Raw genomic sequence first — 15536 nt, 5'->3', positions numbered from 1 at the left:
ATGTATTTCTCACAAAATTCGATAGTATTGGTTTTATTGGTATTTTTAACCTCTACGATATTTTACCAAACAGTAAATATAAAAACCAACGATGTTGAAAATTCAATAGAAATTAAGAAAATAGCATTATACACAAATAACATAGAAACTGCTGCAAATAGGAATTTGGACAAGATAGTAAATGATGTATTTGTAAATATTTCTTATTCTATTATGAATGGAGATATTCCATTTTATAATAATGCATCCAATGCAAAAGAATCCATTGAAAACAATATATCATATAAATTAAACAATTCATTATCTAAATTAAATAATAGAAATATTACATTATCTGTTGGAAATATCAGTATAACACACACCAATAACCCACTTGTTGTTAATATAAAGGGTAATGTTAATTTATATTACACAAAAGAAGTAAATAATGTATCTATATTATCTCATAAAAATATAGAGGTAAATAAGAATATTAAATTATCCAAAATTCCAGACCCTTATGTTTATAAAAATCATTTTTATTATACTTGGCATAATGAAAGAGAAATAAATATAGATAATTTTCCAAATGATAATAATAATAACAATCATACATTTTGTATTATATTAAACAACTCTAATTTTAATTATAGTCACATGTATAACTCTTCATCACCGAGAGAAATACGAATAATTGGATGGAATTCTACAAGTAATAAGTGGAATGTTCTACTGCCTTATTGGGTTTATATGTGGAAAAATGGTAATAGTAATATGTCGATAATATGGATAAGATGTAATAAAAATCAAATCTATAACTATAACAATGGACAAGGATATATTAAATTATTGTATAATTCAACTACAAAAGTAGATAGACAAAATCCAGAAAATACATTCATATTATTTGATGATTTCAACAATAATAGGATAAACAGGGATATATGGAATGTTAGTGGAGCCTATTATATTGAGGATGGTAAATTGATTGTTCAAGGTCTTGGTTCAAGCGTTTGGACTAATAAAACATACGGACCAGGATATGAGCTAATGTTTAAAGGAAATTTCACACCGGTGCATGCTCAGGCTGTTGGATTCTTTGAAAATAAATCTGACACTGATGGTGTAGGATGGGATTGCTATGAGTGGGATTCTAGATGGTTGTATATGAGAATTAATAATATGACTAATGTTTTTAGTGGAGATTATGTAACTAATGGAGAAAATTATTTAAATAAATTTTATATCTATGACATAGATAGAATGGATAAAGAAGTTAATTTTTCAATAATGGATGGCAATTTATCTGTTGAATATAATAAATCATTCTCTTCATCATTACTCCCCCCTCCATTAAATTTAATTATCGATAAAAACAATCGTCCAATTTCAATAAATACATTTACCAATAGTAATGCAACAGTTTCAATAGATTGGATATTTTTAAGAAATATATCTGATGAAAATATTAAAACAACAATAGGAAATGAAAATACAAACCCCACCTATAAAGAAGAGAAACCAAAAACCTTCACTGGCACTATATATTATGGAGACCCTACTCAATATACACTTGATAATAGTACAGATGGAGGAAATTACTCCATAATAGGCATATTAACAAATGCCACAGATTCGTGGGGTACTATTGGATATAAACCAAAAATAGAAACAGAATAAAAGTAAAATATTTAATTTATTGTTAATTTAATTTTTCCAATTTTCCTTCTAAATATAATTTTATACACTCATCCACATCATCGGTTTCACAGGTATATATTTCAACACCTCTTTTTGATAAATTCTCCATACTATTCCCACCCATATTTATACAAATCACTACATCCGGTTTTTCATCTATTAAAATTTTGACGGCTTTACCATGACCTTGACCATCGCAAGGGACATTTTCTACAACTTTTGTATTTATTATCTCTTTTTTCTCGTTATCGATATTGGCAATTAAAAAATACGGAGCTCTTCCAAAATGAGGACATACTTTATCGCTTTCCATAGGTATTGCAATTTTCATAATTTCACCTTCTTTCTTATGGGATTTCATCTTTTTATTTATATTATTTTAATTTTTTTTATTACATGTCCATTATTTTATTTATTCCATCAATTATTGCCTCAACAGATGCCCTAACTATGTCTTCATTTGCTGCTTTTGCCGTAATTTCTTTTCCATAGCCTTCTAATTTAACAATTACTTCTGCTAAGGCATCAGTTCCACCTGTGATGGCATTTATATGGTATTCTTTTATCTTTATTTTCTCCCCTATCACAGATTGAATGGCTTTTAATGCAGCATCTACTGGTCCTACTCCAACCTTTGAAGTAATATATCTTTCATTGTTTATTATTAATTCTACACTTGCCGTAGGAATTAGCTTATTTCCTGTCATTACTGCTATTTGTTCTAAATTAACAGTTCTTTTTGATTTTATGGTTCTCTTTGTAATATCCTCAACAATTGCTATTACATCGGCATCGGTAATCATCTTACCTTTATCTCCAATGTCTTTTATTCGATTTACAATTTCCTTAAACTGCTCCTCTGAAACATTTTTACCAACTTCCAACCCGAGCTCCTTTAACTTTGATTGGATAGCATGAGCTCCTGTATGTTTTCCAAGTATGATTTTTCTTTTTTGACCAACAATTTCAGGAGGTATTGGCTCATAAGTGAGAGCATGGGCAAGCACGCCGTGGGCATGTATTCCACTTTCATGGGCAAATGAATTTTCTCCAACAACTGCCTTATTTGGCTGGGTGTTTATACCTGTAAGTTTTGACACTAAATTTGATATTTCTGTCAATTTTTCGGTATTTATATTGGTATCTATGCCATAAATCATCATTAATGACATTACTACCTCTTCAAGAGCTGCATTTCCTGCCCTTTCACCTAATCCATTTACTGTGCAATGCACCTGCTGAGCTCCGCCTTCAACTGCACCCAATGAATTTGCCACTGCAAGACCAAAATCGTTATGGCAATGAACTGAAATAGGAATGGAGATTTCCTTTTTTAACTGGCTTATTAAATATGTCATTGCTCTTGGAATCATCACTCCAACAGTATCTGGAACATTTATTCTGTCAGCACCTGCATCTTCTGCGTTTTTATAAACTTCTATCAGATAATCAATTTCCGTCCTTGTGGCATCCTCTGCTGAGAATTCTACTTTTAATCCATGTTCTTTTATATATTCTATGGCATCTACTGCTCTATTTATTATCTCTTCTTTGCTCATCTTTAATTTATATTCCCTATGGAGTGGGGATGTTGCTATAAATGTATGTATGCTATCAACACCGCAGTCTATTGCAACATCTATATCTTTTTTAACAGCCCTTGCAAGACCGCAAATTTCTGCATTCATATTTAGTGATGTTATTTTTTTAATGGCTTCCTGCTCTCCATGGGATGAGATAGGAAATCCTGCTTCTATAATATCTACGCCTATATTATTTAGGTTTATAGCAATTTCTACCTTTTCATCTGGGGTTAAGGATACTCCGGGTGTTTGTTCTCCATCTCTTAGCGTAGTATCAAAAATCTTGACATTTTTTGGTAGGTTTAGATTATTAATGGAATTTTTAATTATATTGTTGGTTTTAGAATAAGGCTCCATAATTTCACCGAATTTTTACTGAATAAATATATGTTATATATTGCTTCTTAAAATAATTTTATATTTAATATTTAATAATTTTTAATGATTTTTCTGATAATTACGAAATAAATAGTTAATACTTATAAAAAATAAATTATTAAGTTAAATATTGAGTTAAATTATGTATTTAATAGTATTAATACTACTAATATTACTAACTAAAATAATCAAATAAATATAAATTATAATATAATAATTAAAATAATATACTCAATATAATGAATGATTAATAATAACTGATAGAATGATATAAATAATTAATTATTAAATTAAAACATATTTATGTTTTTTACCTTATTTTATAAGTTTTTCTTATTTGGTGAGATTGTGGAAATTTTATTGAGTATATTTATTCTTTTAATGGGATTGCTGTTATTAAACTATGGAAGCGATTGGTTTGTTCTTGGGAGCTCGAGGATAGCAAAATATTTAAATGTATCAGATTTCGTTATTGGTGCCACCATAGTTGCATTTGGAACATCATTACCTGAGATAATCACAAGCGTTTATGCATCCTATGCACATTTACCAGGTATTGCAGTTGGAAATTCTCTTGGAAGCTGTATTGCAAATATTGGGTTGATACTTGGAATAAGTGCTTTAATAAGTCCTGTAATAGTTAAACATAGTTCAATTTTAAAAAATTCTTATATTTATTTGATATATACAATTATACTATTTATAATAGGATATAATGGTTTTGGATTTGTTGATGGATTGATTTTATTTGTTCTGCTTTTGGGATATATCTTATATACCATTAAAAATGGAGAAACTCCAAATGTTGAGGAGGAGTCTTCTAAAAAAATGTCTATAATCACAGCAGTAATATATACTATTGTAGGATTATTGGCTGTAATTATTGGAAGTGAATTATTTGTCGATGGGGCAAAAGATATATCCACATTTCTTGGAGTATCCGATAAGATTATTGGATTTACCTTAGTTGCATTTGGAACATCCTTACCTGAGCTCGTAGTTTCAATTACTGCCATTAGGAGAAAACTTGGAGATATAGTGCTTGGAAATGTAATAGGTAGTAACATGGCTAATATAGGATGTGCTTTGGCATTTTCTGGAATGATATGTTATATACCACCTGTTAAATTTGAAATGGAGGTAAATTTAATTCTCGTTATTCTTATGGTTGCCTACATGAGTAAAAATTTAATAATTGATATGGTAAAAAATAGAATTAATAAAACTAATACGACAAATATTACAAAAATTATGAAAAATTTCAAGTATTCAAAAATAGGCAGAATAGAAGGATTATCGCTCATTTTAATTTATATGTTATTTATTCTAAAATTATCCAACATTATTTAAAATAAAATAATAATTACTAAAAATAAATAAAATTAATAAAATAAAAATTAATAAAATAAATATAAGCTGAGAATAATTAAATTAAAAATAAAATAATAAAAATAATAAAATAAATAATAAAAATAAAAATGTGAAATTATGAAAACAGTAAAAATAAAAGTAAGTAGGAATGGAGTATTTGAGGAGTATGAGGTTCCCGAAAATATAACAGTTTTAGATGCCTTAAATTACATAAACAAAACATATAATAAAAATATACAATATCGGGCATCATGCAGGGCAGGTCAATGTGGAAGCTGTGCCATGACTATAAATAACGAACCTAAACTTGCCTGCAAAACTAAGGTCGAAGATGGTATGAAAATAGAGCCATTAAGAGGTTTTAAGGTAATTAAGGATTTAATCGTTGATAGGTCATCGTATTATAAAAAATTATACAATTTACGAAACTATTTACAGTATGATGAAGAGGAAAAAGATAAAGAGGGTGAGCTTCTATCCATATGCCCAAATGACATAAAAGATTTAAAAAATGTAAGAGGATGTATAGACTGTTTGAGCTGTCTTTCCATATGTCCATCTAGGAAATTCTCAGATTATGCTGGACCAACATTTATGAGACAGCTTGCAAGATTCGCATTTGACCCAAGAGATAAGGGAGATAGGGAGAAAGAAGCCTATTTTGAACATATATATAATTGCACAACCTGTGGAAAGTGCGTTGAAGTATGCCCGCAAGAGATAGATATTGTCCATAAAGCCATAGAGAAATTAAGGGCATTATCCTTTAAAAATGGATATTATTTGAATAATCATTTAGCAGTTAGAGAAAATGTTTTAAAAGGCAATAGGTCTGTGGTAAAAGAAAAAACCCCATTATTGGAGGATAAAAATATAAAAGAGGAATATATTGTAGAAAATGAAAAAATGAGGGTGGCATTTTTTACAGGGTGTTTGGTTGATTATCGGCTTCAAGATGTGGGGAAAAGTGCTATAAGGGTATTAAATGCCCATGGGATTTCTGTAATAATTCCAAAAAATCAGGTTTGTTGTGGTTCTCCATTTTTAAGAACTGGTCAAAGAGATGTTGCCCATAAGTTAAAAAAGCATAATTTAAACATATTTAATAATTTAGATGTAGATGCAGTGGTTACTATATGTGCAGGATGTGGAAGCACATTGAAAAACGATTATGTGGAAAAGGACTTTAAGGTCATGGATATTACAGAGCTCCTAAATAATGTTGGACTTATTGAATACAAACCATTAGATATAAAAGTAACATATCATGACCCATGTCATTTAAAAAGAGGACAGGGCATATACCTTGAACCGCGAAATATTTTGAAAAATATGCCTAATTTAGAGTTTATAGAGATGGAAATACCTGACCAATGCTGTGGTGCTGGTGGTGGCGTTAGAAGTGGAAAACCTGAGGTAGCTTCTGCAATAGGTAAGAGAAAGGCTAAAATGATTTATGATACTGATGCGGATTGTGTAATTACAGTATGTCCTTTCTGTGAATATCATATAAGAGATAGTTTAAATAAATTAAAAAGTGAAAAGGCTAAAAAAGAGAATTTAAAGGATATAAAGGATATAAAGGATATAAAGGTTATGAATATAGCTTCACTGCTTGATAAGGTCATTTAAAGAATAAAAAATATATAACGATAAATTAATAAAAAATAAAAATTAAAAGGGTAAAAAATCTATAATAACGAATAAAAATTAAAAATAAAATAAAATAAAAATTAAAAATAAATAGAAAAATTAATTATATTTAAAATAAACATCGATTAAAAATATATTATAGGCTATTGACTTATTAAGTAATATCTCAATATTCAATAAATCATTTTAACTAAATATAAGAAGTGGTATGATGGAAGATATAACAAAAATCGTAGAAAAACTAAAAAACAAGGAGATAAAACCCTATCAACTTGACAATATGTTTGATTCAAAAAAATCTGTTGAGATAAGAAGAAAATACATAGAATCTTTGACAGATACAGCATTTAAACATATCGATAAATACTCTATAAATGAAAAAGAAGCCATGGAAAAGAATATAGAAAATATGATTGGAGCAGTGCAGATTCCTTTGGGTTTTGCAGGACCTTTAAAGATAAATGGAAAATATGCAAATGGGGAATATTATATACCGTTGGCAACAACAGAAGGGGCATTGGTTGCTTCGGTAAATAGGGGTTGCGGAATTATTACCAAATGTGGTGGATGCACAGTTAGAGTAGTCGATGATAAGATGACAAGAGCTCCGGTAATCAAAACCAACTCCATTATCGATGCCATTAAATTAAAGGAATGGATTGAAAATAACTTCCAAAAAATAAAAGAGGTAGCCGAAACCACCACAAAACATGGTAAATTAATATCTATCAATCCCATAATAATTGTTGGTAGATATGTATATCCAAGATTTACCTATAAGACAGGGGACGCTATGGGCATGAATATGGTAACCATAGCCACAGAAAAGGCATGTAATTTTATTGAAAACGAAATGAAAAAGGAAGAGAATGGAAGTATTAAAGTTCATACTGTGGCATTAAGTGGAAATGTCTGCACAGATAAAAAACCTGCTGGAATAAATTTAATAGAAGGTAGAGGAAAAACAATAATTGCAGAGGTCTTTTTAAAAGAGGAAGAAATAAAAAAATACTTAAAAACCACTTCAAAGGCAATAGAACAGGTAAATATGTATAAAAACTTTATAGGTTCTGCCATAAGCAACTCAATGGGATTTAACGCTCATTATGCAAATATAATAGGAGCTCTGTTTCTTGCAACAGGTCAGGATGAAGCCCATATTGTTGAGGGAAGTATGGGGATAACAGTTGCAGAGTGTGTTGATGACGGCCTTTATTTCTCTGTTACACTTCCAGATGTTCCTATTGGGACTGTTGGAGGAGGAACAAGAGTAGAAACTCAGAAAGAATGTTTGGAGATGATTGGTTGTAGAGGTGGAGATAAGGCACTTAAATTTGCTGAAATAGTAGGTGGAGCAGTTTTAGCAGGGGAGTTATCACTTATGGGAGCTCTTGCAGCAGGTCATTTGGCAAAGGCTCATTCGGAGCTCGGAAGGTAAAATATAATAGATAATGGATAACATAATTAAATAAATCTGTTTAAATCTATTTAAATGCATATTATAATAATTTTATAATATTACACGATATGGTGATATTGTGAAAAAGCCAGTATTGCATGTTAAAATACATTACCCAGGTAGTGTATTGGAAGGAGACTTTGATTTTGATGCGGTGGTAAAGCTTAAAGATAAATATCTAAAATTTTTTGAGACAGGCAAGGGACATGGTATGCTGCTTTTTAATGAAAATGAAAAAAAATTTGCAATAATAAACTTTAAGAATATATGTGCAATAGAAGTTGAAAAAACTTTAATATTTATGGATGAATATGAGAAGAAATGGAAAAGCGTTGCCAGTATTAATAATAGGTTATAGATTATAAATAAATTATAATGTGATACTATGAAAAGTGAAAATAATCCAAAAATAGCAAAAAATGCCACAGTAGTTGGAAATGTAGAACTTGGAGAAAATGTAAATATATGGTATGGTGCAGTTTTAAGAGGGGATGTTGATAATATTGTTGTTAAAAAAGGTTCGAATATTCAGGATAACTGTGTAATCCACTGTTCAAAGGGACATCCTACAACAATTGGAGAATATGTTACAGTTGGGCATGGAGCAGTTGTTCATGGATGCACTATTGGAAATAATGTTCTTATAGGCATGAACTCAACAATATTAAATGGTGCAAAGATAGGAGACAACTGTATTGTCGGAGCTCACTCATTAATTACTCAGAACAAAATAATACCACCAAATAGTTTGGTTATCGGAGCTCCTGCAAAAGTGGTTAGGTCATTAACTGATGATGAAGTGAAATCCATAAGGGATAATGCACTGAGATATATTGAATTATCAAAAAGTTTATAAAATGAAGAATATAAAGGAATAATTAATAAAATAAAAATAAATCATATAATATAAAAAATAAATGATATTAAAAAGAAATATAATAAAAATATAAAAAGGTGCAAAAATATGGATTCAATAAAATTAGGATTTGTAGTTGCAGAGTTTAATAGAGATATAACATATTTAATGGAAAAAGTCGCAGAAGAGCATGCAAAATTTTTAAATGCAGAGGTAAAATATAAAATAGTTGTTCCAGGGGCATTTGATATGCCTATTGCAATTAAAAAACTTTTAGAAAAGGAAGATGTTGATGCAGTAGTAACTATTGGGTGCGTAATTGAAGGAGATACTGAACACGATGAAATCGTTGTCCAAAATGCAGCAAGGAAAATAGCAGATTTATCATTGGATTACAACAAACCTGTTACTTTGGGCATCTCAGGACCAGGAATGACAAGATTACAGGCTGAAGAAAGAATTGAATATGGTAAAAGAGCAGTTGAGGCTGCTGTAAAGCTGGTAAAAAGATTAAAAGAATTGGAATAATAAATTATATAAATTAAATGTAAAAATTAATAAAAAAATAAAATAAAATTAAAGATAAGAAGATAAATTATAATAAAATTTAAAGAAATATAATTCCTATTTATAAAATATCGTGGTTCTCATGAAAGATGTATTAAGGGAAGAATTTGATATAATAAAACAGCGTATTAGAGATAAACCCGAAGGTTCTTATGTGGCTTACTTAACAACAGATGATAAAAAAACAGCCTTAAACAAAATCTGTGAAAAGGTAGGAGAAGAGGCAACAGAAACAATACTATCTGCAAAGGATGGAGTAAAGGATGATATTATATATGAAAGTGCGGATTTAATATTTCATACATTGGTATTACTTGCATACTGTGGTGTGGAATACGACGAAGTAATGGATGAGTTTGATAGAAGAAGAAAAAAATAAAATAAGAATATATATAATTTAGTTAATAATTCTCACATTAATAGCTTTTATAATTGCATAAACTTCATCTCCTTCTTTTATTTCCAACTGAGATAATGCATTTGGTGTTAAAATACATTTTGTTGGTGTTCCACCTATATTTAATATTAAATACACCAAATTACCTATTTTTTTAATTTCTTTAACTTTGCATTTAAATTCATTTCTTGCAGAGATATTTATTGGGTTTTTTGAGATTATTATATCCTCGGGTCTTATGGACAATTTTACATTATTATTTTTATCAATGTTATTATCTTTATTGCTTTTATTATAATTGTTATTATTTTCACTATCATCAATACTTAATAAAATACAATCGCCTACTTTTATTTTCGATAGTCCGTCTTCCTTTCCAATTATTTCGCCTTCTAAAACATTTGTTCCAACAAAATCAGCAACAAAGTTTATGGAAGGTCTGTAAAATATGTCATTAATATCTCCCTTTTGTAATATCTTTCCATTTCTCATAACTAAAATTTTTGTTGCCAAATTCCAGACATCGTCAAAATCATGGGTTACATGCAATATAGTAGTTTCATATTTTTCAATAGCTTTTTTAACCAAATTTCTTAAATTTTCCCTAGTTTTTACATCCAAAGCACTAAATGGCTCATCCATTAATAACAATTTTGGTTTTACCACTAATGCCCTTGCCAATGCTACTCTTTGTTGTTCTCCTCCACTTAAAGTATCTGGTTTTCTATGAAGTAAATGAGCTATATTTAATATTTCAGCAATTTGAGTTACCTCTTTTTTAATCTCCTCTTTATCATTAATCTTTTTCTTTAATCCATAGGCTATATTTTCAAAGACTGTTTTAGTGGGAAAAAGGACATAATCTTGATATACTATGCTCATATTCCTTTTTTCAGGCGGTAGATTTGTTATATCTTCCCCTTCAAGAAAAACCCTCCCTTTTTTAGGCTTGTAAAATCCTGCTATTGTTTCTAATAATATGGATTTTCCACTGCCCGTAGGACCTATAATTGTTAGATAATCTCCTTTTTTTATTTCAAAATCAATATCAACAAGGTGGAATTCACCTAAATCTATGCTTAAATTTTCTACCTTTATAAAACCCATTTCATTCACCTGTTATTCCCTTCGAATTTTTCAAATATCAATATAGCTACAAATGATATTAGTATAAGCAATATTCCACTTGTTATAGCCATTCCAAGATTTCCATAGGATATATTTAAATACAATGTTATAGGCAGAATCTCAGTATTCATATAAGAACCGCCAGCAAGGATTAAAACCGCCCCAAATGCTCCCATACATCTCGCAAATGTGATTATTGTAGAGGCAAATAATCCGTTCTTTGCCAAAGGCATTACAACATTAAAAAAAGTCTCAAACTCATTATATCCCAAAGACCTTGAAACAAGTTCATATCGTGGAGATATTCCTTCAAATGTTGTGTAAAGAACCCTAATAGCATAGGGCAGTGCCGTAAAAAATTGAGCAACAACAATGCCTAACTTTGTAAAAACCACATTTATTCCAATATTTTCTAATGCCTTTCCAATAAATGACTGTCCAAACAGTAAAAGCAATGCCAAACCTAAAACTAACTCTGGAAATGCCATAGGTAAATCAAGAATCGATTTTACAACATCTTTTCCTTTAAATTCATACCTCGATAATGCATAACCTATTGGCACCGATAATAATATAGCAAGAAATGTGGATATTAAAGAGGTTAGTATTGACAACTTTAAAGAATATATCATTTCCTCAGTTTTTAATGAATTTAAAACATCCGAAGGATTAGGAACCAAGAATAATGAAGCAATAGCCAAAAATAATAAAAAAGTGAATAAAAATGATAACAATATACAAAAACCCCTAAAATTAACATTGATATACTTCATTGAATCACCACATAAATATTTAATAAGTAATATTAAATGAGTAATAATTATAAATAATTTAATAATAAATAATAACTATTAATCATTGCATGGAACAAAATTCCATTTTTTCCATATTTCTTTTGCCTTATCACTTGAAATATAATCGTTAAATGCCTTAGCAACTGCTAAATTATTATCTTTTTTAGCATAGACTGTTATGGCTGTTGGAATTGTTTTTATCATATTTTTATTCTTTGGGATTTTAACAACCTCGATTTTGCCTTTTCCTTCTGACCAAACAACCATATCTTCCCATATAATTGATGCATCGGCCTGATTCGTTGCCAAATAAATAAGAAGTTGATTAACCGTTGGGGTCTTGACAATAATATTTTTGCTAACATTTTTCCATAAATGGTTCTTTTCTAAAATTTTCTTACTTACCTTTCCAATTGCACATGCGTTTGGGTCTCCTACTACTACTCTAATCCCAGGTTTTGCTAAATCATCCAAATCTTTTATATTCTTTGGATTTCCTTTTGAAACCGCTATAACAGGTATATGATAAGTTATATTTTTTACGGTATTGTTGAGGATAAATCCTTTATTCATAGCATCCTCGGTATATTTGTAAGCCCCAGGAATAAAAATATCGCCTCCTGTTGTTGCTAATACTCCAAATATCTCAGCACTACCGCCGTAATGAACTTTTACATGAGCTCCTGTTTTGTTCTCAAAATTTTGTATAAGCTCATTCATGGGTTTCATCAATCCAGCTCCACATAGAACTACGATGGTTTTTCCCTCAAATGATTTGTCATTATGGATTGTTGAGTCGCTATGGATTGTTGATTGGTTATTTTCATTTAAACAGCCACATAATAACCCAGTGGTTATAATGACTATTGATGAGATAAAAACAAGGATTTTATTGTTCATTTTTTTCACCTCAATAAACTCTAATTAATTATATATAGTTATATATATAAGTTATGTTAATTTAAAAAGATTAACAAATAATAAATACCTATAAACTTTAAAAATTAGAAAATTAAATTATAAGATAAATTAGAAGATTAAATTAGAAGATTAAGTTAATACTACTTATGATAAAATATAAAATAGATATTAAAAAATTAAATAATTATGCTAAAAAATAAAATAATAAATTTAAAAAAAAGATAATAAAAACATAAATAAGTTTAATAATATAAATAAAAATAAAATTAATATAAAATTAATATAAAATTAATATAAAATTAATATAAAATTATCCTAAATCCATAGTCTTTAACCTATTAGATATATAATTTAACATTTCCTTCAAATTTTCTTTATTATCATAATTATCTACAATATTCTTTAACGCTTTCTTATCCATTTTTTTATACTCTTTAACATATTTTGTTAATAATGGAATACATCTTGTTATTTCATCCACTATTGTAATGGTAGATTTTCTTGCAGTTCTTGAAAGTGGATTTAAATCTATGGAAATTACCTTTTTACCCATATTTACAAGAGCTTCTGTTCTATCTCCATCTTCCAAAGGAACTAAAACTACATCTGCGGAATATATCCCTTTTTCTGAAACTTTACCCCTTAAACTGTCTAAGTTTGGTATTTGCCTATTCGCATCATTTAGTCCAAGCAATTTTATTTTATTATTGTTTAGTTTTTCTTTTATAGTTAAATCTTCTTCAAAAGCTTTTTTTATGTTTTCTTCTCTTTCTTTTGTTCTGTAAAATAGATTTACCTCTATTTTTCCATTTAATTCCTCTGCAAGTTGAACAATCTCATCTTTTGCAAGGGCTATTGTATTTCCATTAATTGAAATTACTGGATTCTCAGCCAATACAAGCATTGCAGCAGAAGCTTTTATTGATTTTAATGCTATATCGGTAGTTTTTTCACCAATTAAGTAATCGAATGCCTCACCCCTGCCATGTGCAGTAAGCCCAGCTTTTGCAAGTATTCCTTTATCCAATGCTTCTACTACCTTTTCACGATTTAATAGTGATTTGTATCTTGGATGTGTTTTTGGAACAAAACTTATTTTTTTATTATTATCATTATCCTTATGCTTCATAATGCTTACCTCTAAAATTTATCATATTTGTAAAAATAAATTATATTAAGTATAAATTTCTTAAAATTCATATAACTTAATATAAATTTAATATATAATTCAATATAAAAAATTAAAAAATATAATTAAATATAATTAAAAAACTACAATAAAATTATAATACATAATAAATAAAGAAATATAAAAATTAAAAATTAAAAAAATAAAATAAAATAAATTTATGTATCATATCCTAATTTAATGTCCTAACTCAACAATCCATGATGGAATTTCGGATATTGAGTTTGAAGAAATATCTGATTTTAATTTGTTGATTCTTTTTCCATAATATTTTTTCCATCCTATTAAATTAGGGTCGGAATTTAAGTTTTGAGATATTTTATTGATTATATTTTCAGCATCTTTTTTATCATCTAATTTTTCTTTCACACAACTTAATGCTAAACTTCCCTTAATATAATAATTTTGATGTGCCACTTCTCTGTTTGATATTTCTGGATGATTATATAGGTATTCAAAATCATTCATAGCTTTTTTATAGTAGGTAGTATCGTTTGTATATTCCCCAATTAAATAGTATGACAATCCTCTTTCAAAGTATGCCCCCGGAATATCTGATGGTGAGGTATCCTTTGAGGTAAGTGCATTTGTGCATGTTTTTATGTCATCGTTTAAATACTTAATTGCATTATTTTTATTTCCTTTTTTCATGTTGGATATTGCCATATACCTGTATGCTTCACCAACATAGGCAGAATCTGGGAATTTGCTTGGTATTTCACTGCATAATTTTATAGCTTCATCGTATTTTCCAAGATGGTAGGCACAGATTGCAGCAGGCATCAATCCTAAATCTGAATCCCAGCCATATTTACTTCCAAGAGTTAAATAATCCTGAGCATATTTATATCCTGTATTGTAATCTCCTAAATTCACATATACCCATGTAATATGCTCATAAGCAGAATCAACAGGTGCAGTATTTACGGATAATTTGTAATATTTTAGTGCATCGTCTAATTCAGACATTGCTAAATAAGTTCTTCCAATATTTGCATACAATGCTGCCACTCCTTCTTTTCCAGAATTTTTTGAAATCTCGTCTTTATGTTTTAAAGCCTCAAATAAATAGGGCAATACCTCATATTTTCTATCCAAATAAGAATCATAATAGAGATAATTGCTATTGCCTATACCTGAATACCCAAGGGCGGCATCTTTTGGGTCTAATTTAATAAATATATTATAACATTTTATAGCTTCATCGTATTTTTTCTGTTCATCGGGTAATCCAGCTTCACAGTATGTTTGGCTTGGTAATTTATCGTAATGATGGAATTGATTTTCATTTCCATAGGCATTTCCCATATTATACCATGCCCAAGGATAATTAGGGTCATATTTTAAAGCTTCTTTAAAATATTCAATAGACTTTTCATAGTTTCCGTCGCTGTATTCTTTAATGCCCATATTTGTATATTTTGCAGCCATTTCTTCAGTATGATAGGCTGAATAGGCTGAACCAGCAAGGATTATCACACCTATAAAACATATAATCCCCACTGCTAATTTTGGTATATTCCAATGTATCGAACTCAAATTTATCACCAATTAAGTCTA

Annotated in this window: 15 protein-coding genes; 8 read left to right on the top strand and 7 right to left on the bottom strand. The window is 29.0% G+C overall.

What is annotated here, in order from left to right:
- Positions 1–1659, top strand: a complete 1659-nt coding sequence (locus METOK_RS06895; protein ID WP_013867501.1) for a DUF2341 domain-containing protein — start codon at positions 1–3, stop codon at positions 1657–1659.
- Between the two features lie 22 nt (positions 1660–1681).
- On the opposite strand, the gene METOK_RS06890 is transcribed toward METOK_RS06895, so the two are convergent.
- A complete protein-coding gene (locus tag METOK_RS06890) occupies positions 1682–2011 on the bottom strand; it encodes a NifB/NifX family molybdenum-iron cluster-binding protein (protein ID WP_048057936.1) in 330 nt (109 codons plus the stop codon).
- 61 nt (positions 2012–2072) lie between these two features.
- Positions 2073–3620, bottom strand: a complete 1548-nt coding sequence (locus METOK_RS06885; RefSeq protein WP_013867499.1) for a 2-isopropylmalate synthase — start codon at positions 3618–3620, stop codon at positions 2073–2075.
- A 324-nt stretch (positions 3621–3944) separates the two neighbouring features.
- On the opposite strand from METOK_RS06885, the gene METOK_RS06880 reads away from it, so the two are divergent.
- From METOK_RS06880 to hisE, 7 genes are all read left to right on the top strand, one after another.
- Positions 3945–4991, top strand: a complete 1047-nt coding sequence (locus METOK_RS06880; RefSeq protein ID WP_013867498.1) for a calcium/sodium antiporter — start codon at positions 3945–3947, stop codon at positions 4989–4991.
- A 138-nt stretch (positions 4992–5129) separates the two neighbouring features.
- Positions 5130–6644 carry a fumarate reductase (CoM/CoB) subunit TfrB gene (gene tfrB, locus METOK_RS06875; RefSeq protein ID WP_013867497.1) on the top strand — a complete coding sequence of 505 codons (1515 nt, stop codon included), beginning with the start codon at positions 5130–5132 and terminating at the stop codon, positions 6642–6644.
- Between the two features lie 232 nt (positions 6645–6876).
- Entirely contained in the window at positions 6877–8103 is a 1227-nt protein-coding gene (hmgA, locus tag METOK_RS06870; RefSeq protein WP_013867496.1) for a hydroxymethylglutaryl-CoA reductase (NADPH), read from the top strand.
- Between the two features lie 97 nt (positions 8104–8200).
- A complete protein-coding gene (locus tag METOK_RS06865; protein WP_048057934.1) occupies positions 8201–8482 on the top strand; it encodes a hypothetical protein in 282 nt (93 codons plus the stop codon).
- Positions 8483–8509: 27 nt separating this feature from the next.
- Positions 8510–8980 carry a gamma carbonic anhydrase family protein gene (locus METOK_RS06860; RefSeq protein WP_013867494.1) on the top strand — a complete coding sequence of 157 codons (471 nt, stop codon included), beginning with the start codon at positions 8510–8512 and terminating at the stop codon, positions 8978–8980.
- A 108-nt stretch (positions 8981–9088) separates the two neighbouring features.
- Entirely contained in the window at positions 9089–9508 is a 420-nt protein-coding gene (gene ribH, locus METOK_RS06855; RefSeq protein WP_013867493.1) for a 6,7-dimethyl-8-ribityllumazine synthase, read from the top strand.
- Positions 9509–9629: 121 nt separating this feature from the next.
- Positions 9630–9926: a phosphoribosyl-ATP diphosphatase gene (hisE, locus tag METOK_RS06850; protein ID WP_013867492.1), complete on the top strand. Its 297-nt coding sequence runs from the start codon at positions 9630–9632 to the stop codon at positions 9924–9926.
- 18 nt (positions 9927–9944) lie between these two features.
- Here the strand turns inward: hisE and METOK_RS06845 are convergent, their stop codons facing one another.
- The 5 genes from METOK_RS06845 to METOK_RS06825 all read right to left on the bottom strand — a co-directional run bounded on the left by METOK_RS06845 (position 9945) and on the right by METOK_RS06825 (position 15515).
- Complete coding sequence (locus tag METOK_RS06845) at positions 9945–11051, bottom strand: ATP-binding cassette domain-containing protein (RefSeq protein ID WP_013867491.1); 1107 nt, start codon at positions 11049–11051, stop codon at positions 9945–9947.
- 5 nt (positions 11052–11056) lie between these two features.
- Positions 11057–11845: an ABC transporter permease gene (locus tag METOK_RS06840; protein ID WP_013867490.1), complete on the bottom strand. Its 789-nt coding sequence runs from the start codon at positions 11843–11845 to the stop codon at positions 11057–11059.
- Positions 11846–11923: 78 nt separating this feature from the next.
- Positions 11924–12766 (bottom strand): molybdate ABC transporter substrate-binding protein, encoded by an 843-nt coding sequence (modA, locus tag METOK_RS06835; protein WP_013867489.1) that lies wholly within the window; start codon positions 12764–12766, stop codon positions 11924–11926.
- Positions 12767–13097: 331 nt separating this feature from the next.
- Positions 13098–13916, bottom strand: coding sequence for a 4-phosphopantoate--beta-alanine ligase (locus METOK_RS06830; RefSeq protein ID WP_013867488.1), 819 nt, complete (start codon positions 13914–13916; stop codon positions 13098–13100).
- A 237-nt stretch (positions 13917–14153) separates the two neighbouring features.
- Positions 14154–15515 (bottom strand): tetratricopeptide repeat protein, encoded by a 1362-nt coding sequence (locus METOK_RS06825; RefSeq protein WP_052293969.1) that lies wholly within the window; start codon positions 15513–15515, stop codon positions 14154–14156.
- Between the last annotated feature and the right edge of the window lie 21 nt (positions 15516–15536).

Source organism: Methanothermococcus okinawensis IH1, assembly GCF_000179575.2.
In the GTDB taxonomy this organism is placed as follows: domain Archaea; phylum AGJL01; class Methanococci; order Methanococcales; family Methanococcaceae; genus Methanofervidicoccus; species Methanofervidicoccus okinawensis.
Note: the sequence above shows the minus strand (reverse complement) of the source record. Positions and strands in the feature narration are given on the sequence as shown.

Coding starts and splice junctions, on each gene's coding strand:
- METOK_RS06880 (WP_013867498.1), top strand. CDS start 3,945: ATGTTTTTTACCTTATTTTATAAGTTTTTCTTATTTGGTGAGATTGTG.
- hmgA (WP_013867496.1), top strand. CDS start 6,877: ATGGAAGATATAACAAAAATCGTAGAAAAACTAAAAAACAAGGAGATA.
- METOK_RS06830 (WP_013867488.1), bottom strand. CDS start 13,916: ATGAAGCATAAGGATAATGATAATAATAAAAAAATAAGTTTTGTTCCA.
- METOK_RS06895 (WP_013867501.1), top strand. CDS start 1: ATGTATTTCTCACAAAATTCGATAGTATTGGTTTTATTGGTATTTTTA.
- hisE (WP_013867492.1), top strand. CDS start 9,630: ATGAAAGATGTATTAAGGGAAGAATTTGATATAATAAAACAGCGTATT.
- METOK_RS06840 (WP_013867490.1), bottom strand. CDS start 11,845: ATGAAGTATATCAATGTTAATTTTAGGGGTTTTTGTATATTGTTATCA.
- METOK_RS06860 (WP_013867494.1), top strand. CDS start 8,510: ATGAAAAGTGAAAATAATCCAAAAATAGCAAAAAATGCCACAGTAGTT.
- METOK_RS06845 (WP_013867491.1), bottom strand. CDS start 11,051: ATGGGTTTTATAAAGGTAGAAAATTTAAGCATAGATTTAGGTGAATTC.
- tfrB (WP_013867497.1), top strand. CDS start 5,130: ATGAAAACAGTAAAAATAAAAGTAAGTAGGAATGGAGTATTTGAGGAG.
- METOK_RS06885 (WP_013867499.1), bottom strand. CDS start 3,620: ATGGAGCCTTATTCTAAAACCAACAATATAATTAAAAATTCCATTAAT.
- METOK_RS06890 (WP_048057936.1), bottom strand. CDS start 2,011: ATGAAAATTGCAATACCTATGGAAAGCGATAAAGTATGTCCTCATTTT.
- modA (WP_013867489.1), bottom strand. CDS start 12,766: ATGAACAATAAAATCCTTGTTTTTATCTCATCAATAGTCATTATAACC.
- ribH (WP_013867493.1), top strand. CDS start 9,089: ATGGATTCAATAAAATTAGGATTTGTAGTTGCAGAGTTTAATAGAGAT.